Source organism: Paenalicyclobacillus ferrooxydans, assembly GCF_001399675.1.
Classification (GTDB): Bacteria; Bacillota; Bacilli; order Alicyclobacillales; family Alicyclobacillaceae; genus Alicyclobacillus_B; species Alicyclobacillus_B ferrooxydans.
This window is the reverse complement of sequence record NZ_LJCO01000014.1, coordinates 85,260-109,152: the sequence shown is the minus strand read 5'-3', so window position 1 is coordinate 109,152 and position 23,893 is coordinate 85,260. Positions and strand designations below refer to the sequence as shown.

Sequence of the window (23,893 nt, the reverse complement as noted above, 5' to 3'; positions counted from 1 at the left end):
GCTGCCCAGCGTCGTGCTGGTCAGCCCTGTGTTTCATCACTTGTTGGTGGACGACTGTTTGCTGTCCGCTCTGCGGCGAGCAAACCAGAACCACAGTACCGCAATCACGAAGAGCACAATGCCGATGTCAGTAATGGGCTTGACATGCTTGTCAATCGTACTCCAGTGTGCGCCGAGCTGATAGCCGGCAATCATGAGGACCAGGTTCCAGGGAATCGATCCGAGAAATGAGTAGGTCAGGAACCGACCAAGCGGCATCCGGGCTACGCCAGCAGGCAGTGAAATGAAAGTCCGGAATGCAGGCAGCAGTCGAGCGACGAATACGGTGACCTCGCCTCTCCGTGCGAACCATGCATCAGCACGCTCAAGATGGTGCGGATTCAAGAGGATGTAGCGGCCATATCGCCGTATAAAGGCGCGTCCGCCGGTACTGCCGACCAGGTAGGCGATCCAGCCGCCAAACACGTTCGCTGCTATGGTCACGACGAGACCCGCCCAGAACGGGATGCTGTGTTGGAAGGCCAGATAGCCGGCCAGCGGTACAACGACCTCACTGGGGATTGGGATGCAGGCGCTCTCGAGGGTCATGAGAATGAAGATGGCCAGCAATCCGTAGTGGGATACGAACGTCGTAAGATGAGCGGACAAGGCTTTGTCTCCTTCCTTCGCCACATTGTGGCAAGTGCGTGATACCTCGGTGTTTTTCTCACATCATGGACATGAAATCATCATGGCATGTAGAGACAGTTTGTCAAGGTCTTGTTGTTTGATGATGGTTAGTTTTGTGAAATACGAGGTCTTCGTTTCGTTGGTGCTCTAAAGGGGAACTGTTAGAATGGAGAGAGGAACAGCTTGTCCCAGCTGCACCGCAGACGCAATTTTATCAGAAAGTCGGGGGATTCTGTCGATGTCCCTTGTTCATCTTTGCATCAATATTCTGTTCCTTGTCATGCAGGTTTTCACGGGTGTTCTTGGTTTGTACCAGGTTGCGGTTGCCTTGTTTGGCATTTGGCATCTGCGCCAGCCGATCCGATACGATCCGCAGAAACGCTTTGCCGTCGTCATCGCTGCTCACAATGAAGAGCGTGTCATCGGTCCCTTGATTGACAGCATCATGGCGCAGGAATACCCACGGGCAATGTTTGACGTGCACGTCATTGCGGACAACTGTACAGATCACACCCGTGAAGTTACAGAACACCACGGCGCCATCGCACATCCTCGGTTTGACGAGGAACAGCGAGGAAAGGGCTACGCAATTGAGTGGATGATTGATAAACTAGAGCGGTGGCCGGCCAAATACGATGCAGTGGTCATGTTCGACGCAGATAACCTTGTGGCGCAGGACTTCCTGCGGATCATGAACGATAAATTATGCGAAGGTCACCAGGTGATTCAGGGTTATCTCGACGTGAAAAACCCGTTCGATACCTGGATCAGTGTATCGATGGCCATCTCGTATTGGTTCAGTAATCGCATGTGGCAGAATGCGCGTCAAAACCTGCGACTCTCGAGCTCACTCGGCGGCACAGGGTTGTGTGTGGATATGGGGCTTCTGCACGATATCGGCTGGGAAGCAACCGGGCTGACAGAAGACCTTGAGTTTGGCGTGCGCTGCGTAGAGCGCGGCATCATCCCCATCTGGGCACACGATGCGAAAGTCTACGACGAGAAACCCATGACCCTGCTCGCTTCCATGCGGCAGCGTCTGCGCTGGATGCAGGGGCACTTTCACTGTGCGCATCACCATATGATCCCGCTCATCAAGGCAGGCATCGTGGAGCGCAACTTCGTTAAGTTTGACGCCGGCGTCTATCTCTTTCAGCCGGTGCGCTTTTTGATTCTATTTCTGACGTCACTGATGATGGTTTTGCAGGTCTCAAAGCCGCATGACACCATCATGTCGCACATCGTCGGCTTCTTGCCGACAGACTTTTGGGTCGTCGTCAACGTGCTTCTCTATCTGCAGATGCCACTTGCATTGTTTTTGGAACGCGTGAACTGGCGGGCGTACTTTGGGCTCATCTTACTGCCATTCTTTCTGTGGACCTGGGGCCCGTTGGTATTTCAGGCCTACTTCACCAAGACAAATCGCGAGTGGGCGCATACAGTGCACAAACGTTCCATTCGCCTAGACGAATTGCGCAGCCGTTAACAAATGATGTTCTGCCGTGTGACCACTGCGAGCGAATCCGTCACTACGGGTGAATCCGCCACTACGAGCGGACTCGTTCGGCCTCGATCATTTTGGTCAGCGCATCCTGCACAGCCATGCCGGCATGAATGCCAATGGCTTCCGCCGCTTGCGTGCAGGACTCAATCGTGCCGTTCCACAAGTCGTCCATTGTCCGCACACCAACGGCACGCGCTGCAATAACGCCGCGCTCACGTAGTTTGGTGCGAAGCAGACCAATGTCCAATGCGCCGCACATCACGTAGCCGGTTTGCGTCGAGAAAACGAGCAGGTTGGTTTTTGGCAGCTTGACTTCGATGGAAAGTACGGTGTCTTCACCGAGTTTTCGCGGTTCCACTTTCACCATCATGCATCGACTCCTTTCATACGCTTAGAATATGGTCTATTGTTTGAATGGTGCACGGCCCATCTGTTCGTAACGCGGCGAAACGTCCGCAGCAATAACGTGGGCAAGTGTGGAGGGGTTGCCGCAGAATACAGTGAGACACTGCGCGTGCTGCGCGTACTGAGCACACTGAGCACACTTGGGACAAACTGTGCACCTGACAGTTCACATTACAACAAGGGAGATGGCGGGTTTTGAGTAAATCTCGAGTCGAGATCATCAAGGAACTCTGTGAAGCATACGGGGTATCCGGGCAAGAGGCGGAGGTTCGCAAGCTGTACGAAACCTACCTTGCACCGGTCTCGGAGGAGTTGGAACACGACAACTTCGGCGGCGTTGTCGGAAAGAAAACGGGCGATGCCAACGGTCCACGCGTACTCATTTCAGGACACCTCGACGAAATTGGCATGATGGTCACATACATAACGGATGAGGGCTTCATCTACTTCCAGACCGTCGGCGGCTGGTGGAACCAGGTCATGTTGGCACAGCGCGTTGTCATCCAGACCCGGAAGGGGAACATCACCGGGATCATCGGATCGAAACCACCCCATGTCCTGCCTGCCGAAGAGCGCAAAAAGACCGTGCCGTTTACGAGCATGTTCATTGATATCGGCGTGACGAGCAAGGCGGAGGCAGAAGAGGTTGGAGTTCGCCCGGGCGATCCGATTCTCCCATGGAGCCCCTTCGTCCAACTGGCCAACCCGAAGTTTTACATGGGCAAGGCACTCGATAATCGTCTCGGCTGTGCAACCGCTCTAGAGGTATTGCGTTCCTTGCAGGGTGTGTCCCACCCGAACATCCTTTACGCTGGCGCAACCACGCAAGAAGAAGTCGGACTGCGGGGTGCACAGACGATGGTGCAGCACGTGAAACCGGACATCGCCATCGCGCTCGACGTCGGCATTGCAGGAGATACGCCGGAAATGAAGAAATCAGAAGCGCTCAGTAAGTGCGGAGACGGGCCGATCCTTCTGTTGTATGATAGCAGCATGATCCCGAACCCGAAATTCCGCGACTTCGTCATGGACACGGCTTCTGACGCCGGAATTCCGCTGCAGGTAGAGGTTGTCGCTGGCGGGGGAACGGATGCAGGGCGCTTCCAGACTTTTGGATCCGGTGTGCCATCTGTCGCGATCGGCTACCCAACGCGTTACATTCACAGCCACGCCGCCGTTTATCACCAAGACGACTTCGATAACGGGGTTGCGCTGTTAACCGAACTCGTGAAGCGGCTCGACTTCGCAACTGTGCGAGATATTCAGGCACACTAAAGCGTAACGCGCGTCGCATTGGCGGGGCCCGGAGAGGCTTCGCGACGTTGTGTAGCAGGGAAGCGGCAGCCGGCAGTTCGGAGATGCAGCGCGGACGTTGTGCAGCACGGAAGGGCAGCCAGAAATAGCAATGCGCAAAGGCTGCGCGGAAGTCCGGAGAGGCAGCTAGAAATAGCAATGCGCAAAGGCTGCGCGGAAGTCCGGAGAGGCAGCCAGAAATAGCAATGCGCAGAGGCTGCGCGACGTTGTGCAACACCAAAGGTGAATATTGATGTACACTGAAGCGTGACATTTAGAAACACTGAAGTAAAATGGTAGTTGGGTAATTTGCGGATGAGGTCTGTCTTTCGGCTGGTTCGCTGATATGGCGATCCAAAGACCCGCCGAAGGACAGGCTTGTGTGGTACCTGCAATGACTGAGGATAGTGGAGGCACAAATGAATACCGTCTTTATTCATTTTTTGATTGGGTTATGGCATAACGTCCCGTTGATTGCGGCACTCTGTGCGATCGGGGTTACACAAGTGCTCAAGATCCCGTTTCATTTTGCGTCGCACAAAAACTGGGATTTCCATAAGGTTATCGATGCTGGCGGTATGCCCAGTTCCCATGCAGCAGGCGTAATAGCGTTGGTGGTCGCCCTGCTGTTTGAAACAGGGACAAGGTCTCCAACATTCGCGACGGCGGTGGTGTTCGCTGCCATCGTATTGTATGACGCAGGCGGTATTCGCCGACATGCTGGGGAGCATGCGGTGTTGCTCAATCGTATTGCCATGGAAATCAACCGTATGAATATGAGTATGGACCTTGAGACTTCCGCCACAACGGAAGAAGGTGAGCGTCTGAAGGAGATTCTAGGGCACGAACCACGGGAGATCCTGATTGGCGCCATCATCGGCCTGGTAGTGGGCGTTGTGTTTGGCAAGTGGTGGCCGTAAGGTGGTAGGACGTCGGCGGCAGGCGACCGTCGGGGGGCCTAGGTGGGCCTTTGGTGGTTGGCGTAGGGCTTAGGTGGCTTAGGTGGCTTAGGTGGCTTAGTGGCTTAGTGGCTTAGTGGCTTAGTGGCTTAGTGGCTTAGGTGGGCCTTGAGGTTAGAGCATGAAGGGCAGCAGACCTGGGTTTTAGGTTTTGGCCTGCCCGTGCAGCCCCGCCGCCGCAATTCCTAGTGAGTATGGAGTAGGAGAAGGGAGGCCTGGGCCTCCCTTTTTGATAGGCGCGCCGTAGGGCGCGCTCCATTTGATGAGATTTTCTGCTTTGGTCTGTGGTCTCCGTGTTGTACAGTCCAGCTCGAGACGACGATAACGGTAAATTGTTCCCTTGTTGCCTCACGTTCGAGAATCCCGCCTCAAACAACGTACAAAAGTTCCGCAATGGGGCCAGTCAGGCTACATTCAGCGATGAAATTGGGGCACAGCGGACAAATTTTCCCTTATACAAGCCCGGTAACCTCGGAAACCGGGCATAGAGGACAAAACTTCCCTTGTTGGCCCGGGACGGCCAGCCATTTGGCACCTCAGCCCAGCCACCCCTGCACCTCAGCCCAGCCACCCCTGCACCTCAGCCCAGCCACCCCTGCACCTCGGCCAGCCACCCCTGCACCTCGGCCCAGCCACCCCTGCACCTCAGCCCAGCCACCCCTGCACCTCGGCCCGGCCAGCCCTACCACCTAGCCGGCGCCTCAGCTTGGCACCCCAGCTCCCCCCCAGCCCACACCCTTACTTGTCTTCATCGTCAGCTATCAGGCCTTCTTCGTCTTCCGCCTCTTCCGTAGACTCATCTTCCACGGCAGGAGGCGTCGGGTCTCCGAATAGCTGGTCCATGCCCTCCCGCCGGATCTTGTCCACCAGAGCCTGCAACGCGTGCTGAGCCGATGGCAACACACTCGATCCATACACCACAAGCCGCTCACTATCCTGCGGCACCGCGATAGCGTACCACGTGTCATCTGCGTTTTGGAACAACTCCACGCTATATGCATACCCAGGGGTTACATAGTCAAAGGTCTCCTTGCGGCGCAAGCTGCAACCTTCCGGCATACGCAGTTGTGCCATCACAGCAGCCATGTTCGTGTGGTTCGGTGAGTCAGACATTTCGCTCCACTCCTTTTACTCCGTAGTATTTTTGTATGGACGATCCGGCGCTTACGATCCGCTGTGGCGAACTGCCGTTCACCGGCCGCTTTACGCCGCCACCGGGTACGTCCATCGGGCACGCTCACCAGGCACGCTCAGCAGGTACGCCCACCGGGTACGCCCCGGGGCTGGCAGTCTACCGCTCCCGGTCGTTGCACCCGGCCCCATCCTCGGCCGCTGCCTACCCTGACCGAACCGCCAGCTCCCGCGTCTGCAAGCCCTCAGGAGCACAGGCGAGGCGGTAGCGTCACCGTTCCCGCGTCTGCACGGCTGGAGCATCGCCCTTGTTACCTCGTCAGGCGAGGCGGTAGCGTCACCGTTCCCGCGTCTGCACGGCTGGAGCATCGCCCTTGTTACCTCGTCAGGCGAAGCGGTAGCGTCACCGCCATCGATATCAGCACCAAGAACGCGCAGACCATCATAATGAGGTCGAACAGCATCGAGATCCCATGCCACATACCGAACTTCTGCACCATCGCCGCGGACGCCGATTGGATCGGGCCCATGACTCGCTCAATCCGCTGAATATGCGGTAACATGTAGAGTAGGTTGATAAGCGCAAACACAGCGCCGACAATCGCGCTGCCCATTCCGAACTTTGCAGACTTACGACTCAGCGGCAGTACATCCCGCAGCCATACATACAGCACCACAGTCAGGACGCTGAAAATACCCGAGAGCAAAAAGTAGGTCGGGAACAAGGCTCCAACAGCTGCAGCCGCCGCGTTCTCGGACAGCTGTGCAAACAGCTCGTTCGCCGCGAAGGCAGAAAAGTAAATCGATGAGCCTAACCAGAGAGACTCAACCAGCAGTAACAAAAACAGTACGAAGCGGGACATGCACCAGGGTCTCCCTTCTGTCAATCGTGATCATCGTATAACAGATTGTACCATAGACATGCTGGCCGAACCTGTACTCAAAGCCAGAGCTGCATAAATCGCCAACGTGGGAGGAATCCAACTTGACCGTCAGCATCGTTCGCACCGAGCCATCCAACGAGAAACCTTTCGCCGTTCTGGTGTTTCCTATCTTCGACGATCACGTTATCTGGGTCCAACATCCCCGCCGAGGGTGGGAGGCCCCTGGTGGCAAGGTCGAGCCGGATGAAACCCCGATTGAGGCCGCCCATCGCGAGGTATTTGAAGAGTCGGGCGCGCTCATTGAGAACCTCGAGTGGGTGGGGGAGTACCACATGGACAACGGGAACCTGAAGTGGATTTACTTTGCCGACGTTGTTGACGTCAAAGCCCGCCCCGCCGATTCGGAGACCACCGATGTGATGGTACCTAGGCCTATGTGGGATCCGGATGTTGCCCGCGCCCGATCCGATGTTAGTTACATCATGAAAGACGGCGTGTATCAGACCATTTGGCCGCTCTTGCAGGATCGGATCAAGAAGGGAGAGAGCTGACCCAGGCTGTCCCAAGCAGGCTCCCAGTTGAGCCAACGTGCTCTTCGCGGCACGATGCTCAAGCGGTCAAGCTATGATAGGCCAAGGTTTGCCGCCAGTCGTCCAGTCGTCCAGTCGTCCGTGAGCCGTGAGCCGTGAGCCGTCCGCAGTCCAACGCGATGCCCCAAGTCGCCTCCAAAATGGCCATTCTCACGAAGGAATGGAGCCCACAATCATGCCCGACTCAGCTCACCAATCGCTGACGGTCGGGCTTCAGAAAAACATTGCGGAAAATTCAAATAATTTAACAAAAAATACACACGGATTTTATATGATGGATCTAAGCTTGTGGTGAGGACGACAGAGTCGTCATAGCTCAGGATCGCCGGTAGGAGTACTGAGCAGCAAGCAAGCGAGGTGATCCTAAATGACCATCATCATGGTCTGTATCATGCTTGTGGCAACCCCGTTCGCCGTGTATTGGAATTACCGGATGAGCATGAAAGAGCCGGGAACCAGTGACGATTTCCTGTGGACGTTTCACGATGACTATTTTTCCGTGTTCCCCGTCAACGACGACATGTTTTAGCCTGCTTGCCGCTCCTCTGTTTGCAGCAGCAACAATCTCTCATGACAATAAAGCAGCGTGCCAAGTCGAAAGACCAGGCACGCTGCGTGGTTCCTTACATATTGGGATGGGATTGCCCACCTCACGAGGTTGCATATGCAGTGCACTACAATCCCATTCTGTGGCGCCCTTACGGGATCGCCTAGATAACCTTCAGCGATAGACGACAGACGACCGCCCACGCAGTACTCCTGCGGATTCACCCTGCTTCAGGCCTAGACTAGGCTTTGACTCAGGCCTAGACTCAATCCTTGACTCTGGTTTACGCTTACGCGTACTCCCGGAGCGCTGCCGTGAAGATGTCGTCGCTTACCTGCAGGTCTGCCTGGGAAATCGGGGTTTCCTGATAACCCGGGATTTGATCCTCATAAGCCACCTTGTTGTCGTTCCGGTAGATGAGGCCAGTTACGAGACCATCGTGCTCGGTGATGGCGCGTTGTGCTGCCAAGAAGTCAGTTGGGTCATAGCCTTCAACCTTATCCAGGTTGAAGATGTTGTCGCGGAAGTAGTCATAGGTGTTGATCTTGTTGTACGTCACACATGGGCTGTAGACGTTGACCAGTGAGAAGCCCTTATACTGAATGGCCTGCTCAATCAACCCTACCAATTGATTGACATCACTTGAGAACCCTTGTGCCAAGAAGCCAATACCTGCGGAGAGGGCGACCTGCGTTGGTACAAGACCTTCTTCAATGTTGCCGGACGGAGTGGTCTTGGCTGTGAAGCCATGTGCACTCGTCGGAGAAGTTTGGCCCTTGGTGAGTCCATAAATACGGTTGTCCATCACGATGTAGGTGATGTCCATGTTACGGCGAACCGCGTGCATGAAGTGGTTGAGACCGATACCAAAGCCATCTCCGTCACCACCGGAAGCGAGAACCGTCAGATCACGGTTGGCCAGCTTTACACCCTGAGCTGTTGGCAGGGCGCGGCCGTGTACGCCGTGGAAACCGTAGGTGTTGACATATCCAGAAATACGACCCGAGCATCCGATACCAGAAATGAGCGCAACCTCGTGCGGCTCTTTTCCGAGCGAAGCAAGTGCACGTTGGATGGAAGCTTGTACGGAGAAGTCTCCGCAGCCAGGGCACCAGTTAGGGCGGATATCATTCCGAAAATCTTTTACCGTTGCCATGATTAGAACATCCCCTTGATCTTTGCATGAATTTCAGACGGCAGGAATGGCTGTCCATCATACTTCAAGAGACTTTGAACGTCCGGGTGGCTGACACCAAAGAAGTTCATCAGGTGTTTGATTTGGCCGGTTGCGTTGTTTTCGACAACGACAACCTTCTTGCCATCATGAATCGCGTCTTGCAACATTTGTACCGGGAACGGGAGAATTGCATGCAGTTGAGCGTGTGCCACTTTGTAGCCGTCTGCACGAAGCATCTCGCTCGCTTCTGTGATTGCACCGACATTTGCGCCGATACCCACAATCACAACATCCGGGTTCTCGTCGCCAGTGCGAACAACACTGCCTTCGAGTTCCACGTGTGCGAGCTTGCCGAGGCGCTTATCCATCATCTTTTGACGATTGCCTGCTGGCTCAGCCGGACGGCCATTTTCAAAGTGCTCGTTACCTGTCACTTTGTGAATGCCGCCTGGTGTACCTGGGAAGATACGGGGCGATACACCGGACTCGGTGAACGCGTAGCGCTTGAATTCGCCTGAAGCCTGGTTCGCTGCAGCCTCTTCGCTTGTTGCAATGAGACCTCTATCAATCTTAACGGCCTTGTTATCAAGTGCATCAGTGGATTGCTTACTAAGGGATAATTGCAAGTCTGTCATGATAATAACTGGGCACTGATATTGTTCCGCCAAGTTGAATGCGTCGCCGACAACGTAGAAGCACTCTTCCGGAGTTGCAGGAGTCAGGACAATCTTCGGAATCTCACCGTGCGTTCCAAACAGAGCTGCAAGGTAATCAGACTGCTCTTGCTTCGTCGGGAGACCGGTCGAAGGACCGCCGCGCTGTGTATCGATGATGACCGTCGGGGTTTCCGTCATACCGGAAAGACCGATGGCTTCCATCATCAGCGAGAGTCCCGGGCCAGACGTACAGGTCAGTGCGCGAGCACCGCCGTAGTTGGCACCAATCGTCATCGTCATGGCTGCGATTTCATCCTCAGTCTGCACGACAACGCCGCCGACCTTCGGCAGTTTCTTGATGAGGTATTCCATCACGTCGGACGCTGGTGTGATGGGGTATGCCGGCATCACGCGGACACCTGCTGCAAGTGCGCCAAGACCGAGGGCATCGTTACCCATCATGAAGTAGCGCCGAGTTCCATCCGCCGGTTTCAGGGCCAGCTCTGGATCGGCTCCACCGAGATCCTTCATATAATCGTATCCACGCTGGATGGCTTCCATGTTCTGGTCGACCACTTTCTGTCCCTTGCGGCGAAAGCGCTCTTCGATGACTTCGGTGAAGATGTCAACAGGCAGTCCCAGTGCACACGCTGAGGCTCCGAGGGACACCATGTTTTTCATAATGGCCGATCCGGACTCCTCCGCAATCTTGGTCAGCGGAACCACGAACAGTCGAACATGGTCCGGTGCGGTGGGTTTGAACTTTTCATCTGCGATGACGATACCGCCTTGCCGTACTTCTCCTACATTCAAATCGATGGATTCCTGATCAAATGCAAGGAGCACATCTGTGTAGTCGTTGCTCGCCCGAAAACGCTTCAGGCTTACACGAACCTTGTCGTTTGAGTGCCCGCCCTTGATCCGGGACGAAAAGTGGCGGAATGAGTACACATAGTACCCTTGACGGTTCAGAGCGACAGCAAAGGTTTCACCCGTACTCTCGACACCTTCGCCCTGTTGACCGCCCACTTTCCATGAAAGCTGATCTAGCATGGTGTTTCCCACTCCTCTGATTTCCTCTGCCTCTCCTACTCTCAGAGGATGTCTCTGCGTCACAACTGGTGCCGACTTTCTGGCAGAAGTCTCGCACAAACATCTCTGACGCCAGGGTTGCGTGTACGTACACGTAAACCTAAGCAGATACGTCATACATACGTGGCCAAATAGGCACGAGTGTAAACCGTGTGTACATCGCCGCGTACGTATTCCATACGACACTTGCTCACGATTGGGTAGAGGTTGTAGTTGGCGGCGTTTGTTTGACCCGCTTATCTTTAATTATACTGTAGTCAATTGAGTCATGGAAACGCTCTTTTCTGATTCATCATCAATGTTTGTCCATTCTTTGTCTAAAAATACGTTTATGGAAGGTGCTAACACTGTGTTTGTAACTACGGAATTGCGCGCGGCTGTGCAGAAAAACCTGTTGAAGGTGGATGAATACGCTTTCTGGCTGGAGGATTATGAGACTCATCTGGGTGAAAGCGGGATCGGCCAAAACACAGCCTCAAATGGGGGAAATGCAGGCGGGGAAGACGTCCTGACCGGTAAACTTGCCGCCGAGCGGGCCCTGCACGTGGCGATTGAATGTACGACTGACGCAGCCAACCTCGTCATCGATCAGCTCGTCATGCGCGAACCCGGAGGCTACGCAGACATCCTCCGGGTTCTCATGGAAGAAAACGTGGTCACGAAGAATTGGTTCGCCAAATTCGAAGGTGCACTTGCCTTTCGCGACCGTCTCGTGCATCACTACGCCGAGCTCACGGCTGACGAAGTCAACCAGGCGGTAGAAGCCTATGCAGGCCTCTTGCCCGAGTACACGGCCGCACTTCGGAGTTATCTCGACATCGTGTAAACCTTGACTCCGTGCTTGATACCAAACTTGAGCGCCTTGCTGTCAGACGGCAGCAAGAGGTCAATGTGGTGGCCCTTAATCGCACCTCCCGTATCTTCTGCCAGTCGCCAGCCGACGCCGGGAAGGTCGATGAAGATGAGCGATCCGATGGGAATCACCGTCGGATCGACCGCCACCGTGCGACCCACGTGTGCGTGGCTGCCACTCGCCGTAATGCCAAAACCGGGCATACCGGGGCTCTTGCCGGTGGATTGCACCGTCAGTGCGTAAGCAGTCACTGTGAAATGCCCGAGCGGCTCCAAGTCGGCTGAGCTGTCGGACTCTTTCTGCACCGTCTCAAAAGCTGCCACCGCCTCCGGACGCAGGACAAGCCCGTGCGACGGACGGTACGTCACCGGTTTGGATGAAGAAATGCTGTGGTGGACGACCGGGTGCACCTTGGCCGTTGCCGGTCGTGCCGGCAGTTGCTGGATGTGCGCGTGCTGTACACCGAGCGCTCGTGCTCCGTGTACGGTTGACCGGGCGTCATGCGTCACCGACCCAATTGTGTCCACGACCGCCTTGGGGTCGCGGATACTACTAAGGGGCGTCGCTTGCCGTGATGCGTTCTGCTGCTGGACTGCCGTTAAATCCTGCAGTCCAACTTTTGAAACTTTATTGTCACCTGCCTGTATAGGTTGTTGGTTCACGTCTTTTTGATTTCCATTTTGATTTCCATTTTGAGTTCCATCTTGATTGACATCCAATTGATTTACATCAGTTCTGATTCGTACTTCGGTGTTGCGATTCAGTTGTGGTTGCACAAACGGGGCATCCCCAAGTTGTGCCTCTTCCAAGGTTGGCAGTGCTGCCGGCCCAAGCGATTGCAACGGTCTGTCCTTCGCTGGACTCTCCGCGAAAGCCAGGTAACAGACGGCCAATGCGGCAACAGAGCCAATCCACAGACTTCTAGGGTATGGTTTCATGGCGTATATCTTTTTCAGCATGGCTTCGGTCTATACTTACAACCTCACAAACTCGTGAAAACTGAGAGCAGCGCGGATTTGAACACGGCATGCGTATAACCGATTGGTGCATGATTTGAACTGATTCAGCGAAGTATGGTAAAGTGGGTACACGCGAGCCATTAGCTCAGTTGGTAGAGCACCTGACTTTTAATCAGGGTGTCGCTGGTTCGAGTCCAGCATGGCTCATTTTCTATGCATTTTTTTGGACATGCATTGTTGTGAAAACGCGCTGTCCATGTATCTGTCGCGCGGGTCTTCATTACAGTTGTTGATCTCACTGATTTCTACGTGATGAGATCGTCTGGGGGAGGGTTGTTGCAACATGGAACAAAAAACGGTCTATGAAATGATTGGTGGGGCGGATACCATTGGTGATCTCGTTGACGCCTTTTACGCCCGAGTCGGGGCACATCCTGGACTCATTCCACTCTTTCCAGAGGACCTCACACCGGTTCGCAACAGACAGTTCAAGTTCCTGACCCAGTTGTTCGGGGGACCACGACTGTATTCCGACCTATACGGTGCACCCATGCTGCGTGCCAAACACCTGCCGCATCCCATCACACCGCAGCGCGCCGTCGAGTGGCTCGAATGCATGCGGGGCGCAATGGATGAGATTGGCCTCCAAGGACCGGTTCGCGACTTCATGTATGAGAGATTACAGCAGACCGCGTATCACATGGTGAACAGCGAAGATTGATGGCGCTTGTGGTTGCCGCTGCGGCACAAACGACATTAAGGCAGCAGAGAACATCAACCTCTAAACATCTTGACAGAATGTCCGAGCCGTAATACAATGGCCTTCGTCGCCGCTCATCTCAGGGCTTCGAAAATAAAGTGCGGAAGTGGCTCAGGGGTAGAGCATCGCCTTGCCAAGGCGAGGGTCGCGGGTTCGAATCCCGTCTTCCGCTCCATACTTTATGTTTCTGACGAAGGTCAGACAGATGTCTGACCATTTGTTGGAACCACCACCGTGGAGAGGTGGTCGAGTGGTTTAAGGCAGCGGTCTTGAAAACCGCCGAGTTCGCAAGGGCTCCGTGGGTTCGAATCCCACCCTCTCCGCCAAGAAGAAGTCCGCCAATAGTGCGGGCTTTTACGTTTTATCGACTTTTTTACCACTCTTGTATAAGGACTTTACAGATCGCACCAAATGCCAGCCTTTGTGATAGTTTGCCGGGACACCCGGTCTACAGCGCAGACGAGTTAGCCTGGGGCGCATCGGGTACATAATGATGTTCACTTCGTGGTCCTTCCGTCTATCGGTATTGGGAGGAACTTTAACAAGGACAAAAGAGTGGACAACTCAAAGCGGAGAAAATGTAAGTTTTAGTATTCTGGTATGGTTTGCGTTATTACTTCGTTTGTGCCATAGAGGCGACGGGATTTCATGAATATCTGGTGGATCCGCTTGCTGATGCGCTTGCGCCGCTATTCAATCGCTGACTCTCAGGTCGCTACGCCATGCATAATTGCCGCTCCGAGATACACCCAGGACTTCGCACATCTTCTCAACCGAAAAGTTGGGGCGGTGTCTGTCGATGAATGGGTACCTTACTTTCGGTCGTTTGTGAAGATGAGCAGAGCTTTTTTTAGATTGCATTCTCCTCTAGCAGTTCTCGAATTTCCCGTTCCAGATCCCGTAGTGCTTTGGCATCCGCCTGAGATTTCCGCTCCCCACAAAGGGGGGAGACTGTGCAGCAGAAAGGTGTTCAGTGGCTGGAACCGACACTCTGCTGCCGAGTACAGTATCTTGAACGAACGGAGAATCAACATCTACGTACAGTCTCATTTAAGGGATTCTAATTCAAAAAAGCTCCAGAGGAAGCTCATGTGTTAGTTGGATCATCGCTACTCTTTCGGATCTTCAGCGGAAGATTTTTCAGTTAATATTTATTCTCAGACTCTCTATTGACAAATTCCTCCCCCGGTAGAATGTGCATTGCATAAGTCGCTAAACTTTGGGCTTTCACCACTTCGTTTAGCTCCTCGTAATAGTCAATAGCCCACTGAATCATATCTACGAGCGCCCGTTCAACAACCCACCAGTAGGCTAAAATGGGATGATAGTCTAGTGAGGAGAGTAGCAGTGGGGTGGGGAGTCCGGTAATGATGGATTCAATTTTCTCGGCTCGGGTAATTCCCGTTAAGGCAAGTAATCCACGTAGCTCACGTCGCAGTTCCACTACATCGCATCGGATGTTACCCATCAGGTAAACGTGTTCATGATCTGTCACAATTAGACTTGCAGATGATGCCTTTGTGGACAACAATGAACGAAGATAATTGAGCGACACTCGAAGACGGTTTTTCGCACGAGTCGCATCTAACTCTGGCCAGAGTAACTCGCACAATTCATCGCGTGTTGCCCCCTCATGCAGCGTCATGTACATCAGAAGTGCTTTTGCATTACGTTGATTCCAACCGTCTATGACCGCTTCACCCTGCACCCAAACGCGAAAGTCGCCAAGACAACGGATTTCCACATCAGGAACTAGGCGGCGGGTAGGATTCATGATGTGCTTTATGTAGTTTTTAGCCTCTGAAAAGTGGGGGTCCTCGTTTTTCATGCGAAATGATTGGATGAATTCAATGACAGTTCGTGCGGTAACAAGTGGCTGATCTATCTGCACGCAGTTTGCCGCGTTGTGAAAGGGAATAATTTGTACGTTGGGCAGCTGTTCCCTGATGTATTCAGCAGCTTCAAAGGGCGTCAATGGGTCTCTTGTTCCCAACAATATCTGAGTGGGCGTTTTACTCACGCGGACGTCTTGTAACGACGCCGTATTCCTCACTAATTGCATCAGTCTTAAGTAGACTGATGCTGTGAGTCTTTGGTACATGTCTTCTATCTGATCCATCTGGTAGTCGGAGGGGGTGAAGCACAGAATTCTCTTCAGGACTCGTCCAATCGGACCGGCGTTTCCATGCTTCCGAATCTCCGTAAATAAATCCTCTGTATTCGGGGTTGCACTCGCGTAAAACGTGGCGTGCGGCGATATAATAGTCAACGTTTTTGCAAGATCCGGATACCTTTTAGCGAGTTGCAATACCAGTGCCCCGCCGAAACCGTGGGTCACAAAGTGAACGGTCGGTTCATTTGCAGTACGTCCCACCAAGGTATAGAGAACTTTTTCAAGGTAGTTCCATGTGAGTTCAACGGTTGGGTCCTCACTTAAACCATGACCAGGTAAATCGTAGCGAAGAATGTGGAATGATTTAGTGATATACGGTAACAGTTCATCCCAGACGGTCGAATCCATACCAAGACCATGTATAAGTACGATGGTTTGGTCAGTCGGATTAGGACATTTTAGATACTGGTAATGGATATGGTCCAATGATTCCATGGTAGATAATATCTCCCTAATATTTTCTAGTTATGTTGATAGTTTAATGGCCTCCTCAACAAATCTCAAATATTGTGTATTTCGGCGTTCATTGACGTGGGAACCTTGTTTTGTAACGATTGCGTAATGCTACACACGTAAAGTAAACATGGATTACGAGATATTCCGGATGTCGGATGTTTTAGGTTCGCATATTGGGGGTGTCACGATGAATTCGAGTCAGTTACGTGAGTTTTTGTATCGTTCTCGTGATTGGTCAAGGGTAAACCGTGGAATTGATTTGTTGCGGTCGGCAGCGAACGTCTTGATGGAAGTAGCACAGATAGACTCTGGCTTCTTTGTATATAAGAAAAGACTACCCTCAACTGAAACGTCCCGATTAAGCGTGTACCATCCTTGGGGTGAGTTTAATGGGCGAGAGACACAATTACAGCTACTTGCAGATGTCATTGTCGATCAACTAAAGGATTTCCCGCAGCTTGGCCAAAGATGGTTTCCAGAATCCCAAGCACCGTCCTTCGCTAAAATCCTATTTGGGAATTCTGGCTTTGGTGAATATGGTATCTGGCCACTCGTATCGAACGAGGAGATAATTGGGGCGATTGTGGTGTCGACGACACGCCTGGTATCTGAAAGCCGGTCCGACGACATGAGTGTTGCTCTGCTCGACGTGTGTGCTGCCCAGATTTCATTAGCGTTGGATTTAGTATTGACGTGCCGAGTCGCTGAACAAAAAAGTGAACAGGACGCTTTAACCGGGTTGCTAAACAGGCGTGGCATAGAAGCGCGAGTTGCGAGGTTTATAGAGAAAACGCAGAATGCAGGAAAACACGTTGTGTTCGGTTTGATCGACATAGACGAGTTGAAGGCTGTAAACGACACTCATGGTCATCCGATGGGAGATCAAGCCTTGCGCGAGGTGGCTAACGTCATCAGGCACAATGTTCGCTCCATTGACCTCGTAGCTCGGTTCGGAGGCGATGAATTCTGCGTGGTAATTGAGGCGGACAAGCCAGATGTTCTTCAAGTTATGGAACGAATAAGACAGACTGTTCAATTGCAATCGGGATACTCTGTCAGCGTGGGTGGCGCTATTTGGGGGATTGATGGAGAGTCGTTGGAACGGTGTTATGAGGTTGCTGACATGCGCTTATACGAATGCAAGCGATATACGAAGAGTATTTCACCATAACACGATCACTTTCGTTTTACCTTCTGGGACTTTAGAAGGTACGTCGCGTCGAAGCAGGATACAAAGCATATCGACGAAACAGACCAGCAGGCCGATGTGGAGTATGACTGCTTCCCGGGCATAACGGCGGATCGCGTGTTCGCTACCTTCCACTGTCCAGCTAATCGGATTTCTATACTACTATCTCCTAACCACCAAATGCCCTTGGCACAAACTCAAGATGACTTCACATATGCGTTTCGTCCAGCCCCAATGCCTGTTATCAGCATGAGGACAACGGAGGCCACTAAGACAATCAGTGGAACTTGCCAGGCACCCGTTAGGTCATGCAAGAAACCGATTAAAATGGGGCCGATGGCTGCCAGCAGATAACCGATGGATTGCGCCATGCCGGACAACTTGGCGGCCTCGTCGACGGTTTGTGAACGCAGTCCGAAGAGTGCCAGGGCGAGGCTAATGGATCCACCACCTGCGAGGCCGATGAACACGACCCACAACCAGTCGAGCGTGTTGATACCGCTGAGAAGACCTATGTAACCAATGAGAAATAAGATGACAATGGAAACGATGAGTCCACGCTGGTCGCGCAGTTTGTCTGCAACGACGGGCACGATAAAAGATGCAGCGAGACTGACAATCTGCATCAGCGACAGCATAAATCCTGCCATTACCACGGACATCCCCCGGCTTTGCAATAGGGAAGGCAACCAGGCTACGTTCACATAGAAAAGGAATGACTGCAGGCCCATAAAGAACGTCACCTGCCAAGCAAGGAGGGATTTCCACAGCGTGCCGACACCCTTTGCCTGCCTTGGAACGTGGCGTTTACGGAGTTGTGGTAACCACACGAGCAAGCCAATGACGGATAAAATTGCCCAACATGCTAATGAGCCTTGCCATCCGATGCCTTGAATTTTGGCTAACGGCACGCTGATACCAGATGAAACAGCAGCCCAACCACTCATAAATAACGTATACATGCCGGTCATGAGCCCGACTTGACTTGGAAAATCACGTTTAATGAGCCCCGGCAACAGTACGTTCCCCATCGCAATGCCAACCCCGGCTAAAAGCATCCCCGTGAGGAGTGTCAGTTGCAAAGGGATATAGCGCAACAAGATACCGATGGTCAGCACCAGCAGGCTGGCGCCTAAGGTCCGTTCGATACCAATCTTCCGTGCAATCATCGGAGCTAGCGGAGAAAAGGCGGCGAATGCCAACAACGGCAGTGTCGTGAGCAACCCTTCCATGGTAAAGGATAAGCCTGTTCCTTTAGATATCATATCCATCAAAGGGCCTACGCCCGTTATGGCCGTACGGAGATTCGCGGCGACGAGCATTATGCCCGCGAACAACAGGACTTTACTCATCGTAGACGCGCTCTGGCTCAGTTCTATGTTCTGACTGCTCATGAAGCCCCACACCTGCCTTACACGGATTGTTCCGTCGATTACGTCAATATAAGGTTATACTGACTGTCAAGTTTATCGACAGACTTCCTAACCTGCATGCAGGTAGTGCAGTGAAATGGCGACCTGCTAGGTCAGCATACCATCACGTGGGAGCTGGGTAGGTGGGCTGCAGCTGAACTCAATCTGCCGTTACTTTGGCTGCACCAACGGGCGGTTTGGACTTCGGTCAAAATGCAACTCTATTTGTAAATTAGGAATAGGAGGAATATATTGTTTAGTGTGCGTGTTTACTGATATGTTTCGTGGTTACTGATATGTTTATTGAAAGGACTGTCCCGCTCTAATATTGGGCACTTATTGGGCACTGAGGCTGCAACATCTGCTGTGCCATCCAGTGTTCAGAACCTGTCTCAGGGAATAATGATGTGTACTTAATGAATATTGGCCAATACCTGAAGATTCGAAAGCGGCAGATTGTAATCAGCGATTTATCTCACTGCAATCTACAATTGACCGAGATAGTCATCTCGCCTACATCCGGGCATTGGACAGCTAGAGGAGCGTGAACAGCATGAAACCTCTTGAAGGTATTCAAGTCATTGAATTAGGTGCATTTATCGCAGGGCCATTTGCAACTCGGATTCTGGCCGATTTTGGAGCCCAGGTCATCAAAGTTGAATCGCCGAACGGTGACCAGATCCGCACGTGGGGTCTGAGCCAAGACGGCGGTGACTCATACTGGAGCCGAGTACAGATGCGAAACAAGCGCTCCATCGCGATTGATTTGCATCAGGAAGCAGGGAGAGAGGTCGTTCGCAAACTCATTCGCTCTGCGGATGTGGTTATCGAGAACTTCAAGCCTGGGACCCTGGAGAAATGGAATCTTTCGCACGATGAGATGAAGGCGTTGAACCCACGCTTGATTGTAACGAGCGTAACGGGATATGGACAAACAGGACCCTACAGAGAACGCCCCGGCTTTGGCAATATTGCAGAATCCATGGGAGGACTGAGGGCTGTAACCGGCTTTCCAGACAGGCCCCCGGTGCGCGTTGGTCTATCCATTGGCGACTCGGTCGCCGCACTTTACGCAGTCATTGGGACACTGATGGCGCTCTACCACCGAGACGTGAAGGATGCGAAGGCGGGTCAAGTCGTTGACGTGGCACTGTATGAATCCGTTTTCAGCTTGATGGAGGGATTGTTGCCAGAATACGTCCACGAGGGTTCGATTCGGGAGCGGCAGGGCAATACCTTAAAAGCGGCAGCGCCATCCAATGTCTACCCGACTTTGGATGAGAAATGGTTGGCGATTGGTGCGAACAGCCATACGTTGTTTCAAAAACTGATGCGGTTAATGAACCGCGACGATTTGGCTGCTGACCCTGCTCTTAGCGACAATCCGGGACGCGTAGCGAACGTGGATCGCTTGGATGCAGCTATCTCTGAGTGGACGAAACAGCACACATGTGCCGAGCTCGTTGACGCGCTTGCCGAGGCGGGGATACCAGGCGGCCCCATATATGACATGGCAGACATCTACGCAGACCCGCACTTTCGGGCGCGCGAGATGTTTGTTTCCGTTTCAGGGCAAAACGGGAAAGAGCTGGTGATGCCAGGTGTCGTGCCGAAGCTGACACAGACACCGGGGGGGATTACGTGGGCAGGTCCCGACTGCGGAGCTGACACGCATGCCATTATGGGTCAGCTTGGCTACTCAGACGAACAGATCGACGAACTTGACAAGCTGGGGGCGATTCACTGTGCAGTTTCCTAAACATGTCGAACTTCGTGACGTAACGCTTCGCGATGGTCTGCAAAATGAGTCTGTTTTTGTTCCTACCGAAGAGAAACTCCGTCTGGTATCTGAGCTTGTTCAAGCGGGTTTCAAGTCACTAGAGGTCACATCATTCGTGCGTTCTGACCGGATCCCGCCGCTTCGAGACGCGGACGAGTTTTGCAAACTGCTGCCAGAACTTGAAGGCATCGAATATCGGGCTTTAGTGCCAAACCAGACGGGTCTGAGTCGTCTCCTCGAGACACCTGTCCGTACAGCAGTCGTGTTTCTCTCTGCCAGCACTGCCCACAATGAAGAAAATGTGCAGCGAACAACGGACGAATCGCTCGCGATTGTCACGGATGTCGCACACCGTGCGCAGTCGCACGGTGTGAAAGTCGTCGGAGCCATTGCAACCTCTTTTGTTTGTCCTTTTATCGGTGAGGTTCCATTTGAAGAGGTCCGCCGTGTCGCCGCAAAACTGGTGGAAGCCGGGGTGAGCGAACTGTCCATCGCTGACACCATCGGCCGTGCAACGCCTCGCATGGTCTATGAACGCTGTGAAGCGCTGAAGTTGCTGTTTCCAGACGTGCGGCTCGCTTTACATTTACATGACCCGCGCGGGTATGGGCTCGCCAATGTCTACGCGGGCATCCAAGCCGGCGTGTACGACTTTGATGTCGCCCAGGCTGGCCTTGGCGGCTGTCCGTATGCGCCTTTGGCTCCTGGGAATCTGCGGGCGAGCCTTGTTCAGGCCTTCCTCGAAGACCAGCACATCGATACAGCTCTGGACGCCGAGCGGCTTGTTCAACTCGATGCATCTTTTCAAAAGGCGGTCCGTGAAGGGCAACCGTTGTCATCTCACTCGTAAGCGGACTTGGCGTACTTGGCGGACTTAGATTCCCTTGAAAGGGGGGATGCTCGGACAGGTTGGAGGCATCGAAGGAAAGGTCAGTTGAAACACCGTTTTGCAACTGGGAGGAGGGCTCTTACGTGAACAAGAAATGGATTATGCTTTTTCTAGTCTGGTTAATGATGTTTGTGGCCTATTTGGACCGGATCAACATTTCGATAGCCGGCCCAACGATTCAGAAGGCACTGCACATTAGCCCGGTGGCCTTCGGCGCAGTCTTATCGGCGTTTACGTTCGGTTACGCCATCTTACAGATTCCGGGCGGAATTCTCGCAGATAGGATTGGTGCTAAGAAACTGCTTGTGATTGCCCTTGTTTGGTGGTCCATCTTCACCGGTATGACCGGTATGGCCATGTCCATTGGCTTTCTGATTGTGGCTCGTGTCCTGTTTGGCGTTGGGGAAGGATTGGAAAACGGCGCTCAGTTCAAGCTGATTGGCGACTTTTTCCCATCGAAACAGCGATCGGCTGCAAACGGGCTGTTCTTGACATCGATTGCCCTTGGCCCGGCGATTGTGGCACCGTTGGCCGTGTGGTTGCTCAAAATCGCTGGTTGGCACGGCATGTTCTACTGGTTTATTATTCCTGGCGTCATCATGGCCGTCTTGATTGGCTTCCTCATTCCGCACAAGCCTATCGAAGGTGTTGTTCATACCGAGATCACAAATCGTAAAGGGCTGCGTGCAACATGGTCCGATGTCTTGGCACATCCAATGATTTGGCTCGCCTTCTTTGCCTATTTATTCTTTAATATCGCATTCTGGGGATTCCTTGGTTGGATGCCATCCTACCTGAGTCAGGCACGCCATATTACGCTCAGCGCGCTCGGCATGGACGCCTCTTTGCCCTATTGGTTTGGCTTTTTAGGACTCGTCATTCTTGGCTTCCTTGGCAACAAACTTTTATACCGCTTCCGTGCGAGCTTGATTGCCATCAGCTATTTATTAGCGGGCGTGTCACTGTACATTGCGTATACAACCGGTACTGTTGCCGGAAGTGTCGCTGGCCTCTGTGCTGCTGCGTTCTTCCTGTACGGTGGTTTTGGCCCAATCTGGGGTGTCGCACTTGACCTGTTGCCGGACAATTTGCGCGGTACATTTACCGGCTTTGTGAACTTCGGCGGTCAGATTGGAGGATTTATCGCACCACTTATCATTGGCGGCATTGTTTCCGCGACCCATTCGTACAACGACGGTTTTCTGTTCATGATCGGCGGTGTTGTGCTTGCGGCCATTGCACTGTTCTGGCTCCAGGGCGTGTGGCTTAGGACGCGACAAGCGACGGCCGAGAATACCATGTCAGCAGGTGCCTGATTGGTTACAACACAGAAAGACTCCGACCGGTTGCTATCGACCGGCCGGAGTCGTTTTCATGAGGAGGAGAGAGCATCCATGGAGAGCGCAAGTGTTGGAAGCGCAAGTGTTGGAAGCGCAAGTGTTGGAAGTGCAAGTGTTGAAAGTGCAAGTGTTGAAAGTGCAAGTGTTGAAAGTGCAAGTGTTGAAAGTGCAAGTGCTAAAAGTGCAATGGTTGATACAGTGCTTGAACAGATCGTCGATTATGTCCTGTACGCAGACGCAGCGACGGACGGCGCACTGGCTACGGCGCGCTATGATTTGCTGGACGCGCTCGGCTGCGCCATGCAAGCGCTCAATTACTCCGCCTGTACAAAACTGATGGGTCCGCTTGTACCAGGAACTGTCGTTCCAGGTGGTGCACGCGTACCAGGAACGGCGTACGTGCTCGATCCGGTTCAAGCTGCCTTCAACACCAGCCTCGCGATTCGGTGGCTGGATTACAGTGACACTTGGCTCGCGGCGGAGTGGGGCCACCCTTCGGATAATATAGGGGGTATTTTGGCGGTTGCGGATTATGTGAGTCAAAGGCGGTGGCAGCAGGGGGAACCGCCTCTTGTGATGCGGGACGTGTTGATTGCCATGATTAAGGCGCACGAAATTCAAGGTGTGCTGTCGCTCTCGAACAGTCTCAATCGCAACGGCTTTGACCATGTCCTGTTTGTCAAAATTGCGACCGCTGCCGTAACCTCACGGCTGCTCGGGGCAACGAGAGAGCAGGTTCTATCAGCATGTTCGAACGCGTTTATAGACGGTGTCAGTCTGCGCACCTACCGACATGCGCCGAACACCGGATCGCGCAAGTCATGGGCAGCAGGCGACGCATCGAGTCGCGGCGTTCAGCTGGCATTTCTCGCCATGCGCGGCGAGATGGGGTATGAACATGCACTCACGACACCGAACTGGGGCGCGGCCGATGTGATTTTTGGCGGCCAGGACATCACACTCACACGTCCGCTTGGTGCCTACGTAATGGAACATGTTCTGTTTAAAGTGTCGTACCCAGCGGAGTTCCACGCGCAGACGGCGTTAGAAGCTGCCGTTCAGCTTCATCCACAAGTTACGAGCAGACTGGATGAGATTTCTGAAATCCGCATCGAAACCCATGAGTCGGCAATGCGCATTATCAACAAGGAGGAGCGAAGCACTGCCGCTGCTTA

At 53.2% G+C, this 23,893-nt stretch carries 21 protein-coding genes, 3 tRNA genes and 1 pseudogene; 15 read left to right on the top strand and 10 right to left on the bottom strand.

All coding sequences use genetic code 11. The features are described 5' to 3' along the window. Window positions 1-36: 36 nt before the first annotated feature. A complete protein-coding gene (locus AN477_RS03975; RefSeq protein WP_245631710.1) occupies window positions 37-648 on the bottom strand; it encodes a DedA family protein in 612 nt (203 codons plus the stop codon). 259 nt (window positions 649-907) lie between these two features. Between AN477_RS03975 and AN477_RS03970 the strand changes: the two genes are divergently transcribed. Next, complete coding sequence (locus AN477_RS03970; RefSeq protein ID WP_054967900.1) at window positions 908-2,155, top strand: glycosyltransferase family 2 protein; 1,248 nt, start codon at window positions 908-910, stop codon at window positions 2,153-2,155. A 61-nt stretch (window positions 2,156-2,216) separates the two neighbouring features. Here AN477_RS03970 and AN477_RS03965 read toward each other — a convergent pair whose 3' ends face one another. Continuing rightward, complete coding sequence (locus tag AN477_RS03965; RefSeq protein WP_342668538.1) at window positions 2,217-2,543, bottom strand: YunC family protein; 327 nt, start codon at window positions 2,541-2,543, stop codon at window positions 2,217-2,219. A gap of 230 nt (window positions 2,544-2,773) precedes the next feature. Here AN477_RS03965 and AN477_RS03960 point away from each other — a divergent pair, with 230 nt between their 5' ends. Continuing rightward, window positions 2,774-3,853: a M42 family metallopeptidase gene (locus AN477_RS03960; protein WP_054967880.1), complete on the top strand. Its 1,080-nt coding sequence runs from the start codon at window positions 2,774-2,776 to the stop codon at window positions 3,851-3,853. A 437-nt stretch (window positions 3,854-4,290) separates the two neighbouring features. Continuing rightward, entirely contained in the window at window positions 4,291-4,791 is a 501-nt protein-coding gene (locus AN477_RS03955; protein ID WP_054967879.1) for a divergent PAP2 family protein, read from the top strand. Between the two features lie 777 nt (window positions 4,792-5,568). On the opposite strand, the gene AN477_RS03950 is transcribed toward AN477_RS03955, so the two are convergent. From AN477_RS03950 to AN477_RS03945, 3 genes are all read right to left on the bottom strand, one after another. Further along, entirely contained in the window at window positions 5,569-5,943 is a 375-nt protein-coding gene (locus tag AN477_RS03950; RefSeq protein ID WP_054967878.1) for a hypothetical protein, read from the bottom strand. Then, a complete protein-coding gene (locus AN477_RS25640) occupies window positions 5,936-6,058 on the bottom strand; it encodes a hypothetical protein (RefSeq protein WP_281176312.1) in 123 nt (40 codons plus the stop codon). The genes AN477_RS03950 and AN477_RS25640 overlap by 8 nt, the downstream gene beginning before the upstream one ends. Before the next feature lie 280 nt (window positions 6,059-6,338). Then, on the bottom strand, window positions 6,339-6,824 hold the full coding sequence (locus tag AN477_RS03945; protein WP_054967877.1) for a DUF4149 domain-containing protein: 486 nt from the start codon (window positions 6,822-6,824) through the stop codon (window positions 6,339-6,341). Between the two features lie 122 nt (window positions 6,825-6,946). Between AN477_RS03945 and AN477_RS03940 the strand changes: the two genes are divergently transcribed. Together AN477_RS03940 and AN477_RS24245 are read left to right on the top strand one after the other, a co-directional pair. After that, window positions 6,947-7,396 (top strand): NUDIX domain-containing protein, encoded by a 450-nt coding sequence (locus AN477_RS03940; RefSeq protein WP_054967876.1) that lies wholly within the window; start codon window positions 6,947-6,949, stop codon window positions 7,394-7,396. Between the two features lie 406 nt (window positions 7,397-7,802). Then, the gene (locus AN477_RS24245; protein WP_157061805.1) at window positions 7,803-7,964 is read left to right on the top strand and encodes a hypothetical protein; all 162 of its coding nucleotides are present in this window, start codon (window positions 7,803-7,805) and stop codon (window positions 7,962-7,964) included. Window positions 7,965-8,271: 307 nt separating this feature from the next. Here the strand turns inward: AN477_RS24245 and AN477_RS03935 are convergent, their stop codons facing one another. After that, window positions 8,272-9,138, bottom strand: coding sequence for a 2-oxoacid:ferredoxin oxidoreductase subunit beta (locus tag AN477_RS03935; RefSeq protein ID WP_054967875.1), 867 nt, complete (start codon window positions 9,136-9,138; stop codon window positions 8,272-8,274). Between the two features lie 2 nt (window positions 9,139-9,140). Beyond that, the gene (locus AN477_RS03930; RefSeq protein ID WP_054967874.1) at window positions 9,141-10,868 is read right to left on the bottom strand and encodes a 2-oxoacid:acceptor oxidoreductase subunit alpha; all 1,728 of its coding nucleotides are present in this window, start codon (window positions 10,866-10,868) and stop codon (window positions 9,141-9,143) included. Between the two features lie 388 nt (window positions 10,869-11,256). Here AN477_RS03930 and AN477_RS03925 point away from each other — a divergent pair, with 388 nt between their 5' ends. Continuing rightward, on the top strand, window positions 11,257-11,733 hold the full coding sequence (locus AN477_RS03925) for a DUF86 domain-containing protein (protein WP_054967873.1): 477 nt from the start codon (window positions 11,257-11,259) through the stop codon (window positions 11,731-11,733). Here AN477_RS03925 and AN477_RS25185 read toward each other — a convergent pair. Next, window positions 11,715-12,698 (bottom strand): 3D domain-containing protein, encoded by a 984-nt coding sequence (locus AN477_RS25185; RefSeq protein ID WP_245631709.1) that lies wholly within the window; start codon window positions 12,696-12,698, stop codon window positions 11,715-11,717. The genes AN477_RS03925 and AN477_RS25185 overlap by 19 nt on opposite strands. Before the next feature lie 155 nt (window positions 12,699-12,853). On the opposite strand from AN477_RS25185, the gene AN477_RS03915 reads away from it, so the two are divergent. The 4 genes from AN477_RS03915 (at window position 12,854) to AN477_RS03900 (ending at window position 13,805) form a co-directional block, all read left to right on the top strand. Further along, a tRNA-Lys gene (locus tag AN477_RS03915) sits at window positions 12,854-12,926 on the top strand. Between the two features lie 136 nt (window positions 12,927-13,062). Next, window positions 13,063-13,440: a globin domain-containing protein gene (locus AN477_RS03910; protein ID WP_054967871.1), complete on the top strand. Its 378-nt coding sequence runs from the start codon at window positions 13,063-13,065 to the stop codon at window positions 13,438-13,440. 139 nt (window positions 13,441-13,579) lie between these two features. Continuing rightward, window positions 13,580-13,654 (top strand) — tRNA-Gly (locus AN477_RS03905). Between the two features lie 61 nt (window positions 13,655-13,715). Continuing rightward, window positions 13,716-13,805: transfer RNA gene (locus tag AN477_RS03900), tRNA-Ser, on the top strand. An 818-nt stretch (window positions 13,806-14,623) separates the two neighbouring features. Here AN477_RS03900 and AN477_RS03890 read toward each other — a convergent pair. Then, window positions 14,624-16,087: an alpha/beta hydrolase gene (locus AN477_RS03890; protein ID WP_054967869.1), complete on the bottom strand. Its 1,464-nt coding sequence runs from the start codon at window positions 16,085-16,087 to the stop codon at window positions 14,624-14,626. Window positions 16,088-16,295: 208 nt separating this feature from the next. On the opposite strand from AN477_RS03890, the gene AN477_RS03885 reads away from it, so the two are divergent. After that, window positions 16,296-17,279 carry a GGDEF domain-containing protein gene (locus AN477_RS03885; RefSeq protein ID WP_054967868.1) on the top strand — a complete coding sequence of 328 codons (984 nt, stop codon included), beginning with the start codon at window positions 16,296-16,298 and terminating at the stop codon, window positions 17,277-17,279. Between the two features lie 215 nt (window positions 17,280-17,494). Here AN477_RS03885 and AN477_RS03880 read toward each other — a convergent pair whose 3' ends face one another. Beyond that, window positions 17,495-18,691 carry a CynX/NimT family MFS transporter gene (locus AN477_RS03880; RefSeq protein ID WP_054967867.1) on the bottom strand — a complete coding sequence of 399 codons (1,197 nt, stop codon included), beginning with the start codon at window positions 18,689-18,691 and terminating at the stop codon, window positions 17,495-17,497. A 571-nt stretch (window positions 18,692-19,262) separates the two neighbouring features. On the opposite strand from AN477_RS03880, the gene AN477_RS03875 reads away from it, so the two are divergent. The 4 genes and pseudogenes from AN477_RS03875 to prpD all read left to right on the top strand — a co-directional run. Then, the gene (locus AN477_RS03875) at window positions 19,263-20,468 is read left to right on the top strand and encodes a CaiB/BaiF CoA transferase family protein (protein ID WP_054967866.1); all 1,206 of its coding nucleotides are present in this window, start codon (window positions 19,263-19,265) and stop codon (window positions 20,466-20,468) included. Further along, window positions 20,455-21,339: a hydroxymethylglutaryl-CoA lyase gene (locus AN477_RS03870; protein ID WP_054967865.1), complete on the top strand. Its 885-nt coding sequence runs from the start codon at window positions 20,455-20,457 to the stop codon at window positions 21,337-21,339. Before AN477_RS03875 ends, AN477_RS03870 begins: the two co-directional genes overlap by 14 nt. Before the next feature lie 122 nt (window positions 21,340-21,461). Continuing rightward, on the top strand, window positions 21,462-22,694 hold the full coding sequence (locus AN477_RS03865; RefSeq protein WP_054967864.1) for an MFS transporter: 1,233 nt from the start codon (window positions 21,462-21,464) through the stop codon (window positions 22,692-22,694). A gap of 210 nt (window positions 22,695-22,904) precedes the next feature. Then, a pseudogene (gene prpD, locus AN477_RS03860) lies at window positions 22,905-23,867 on the top strand (2-methylcitrate dehydratase); the annotation flags it as partial. Window positions 23,868-23,893 lie beyond the last annotated feature (26 nt).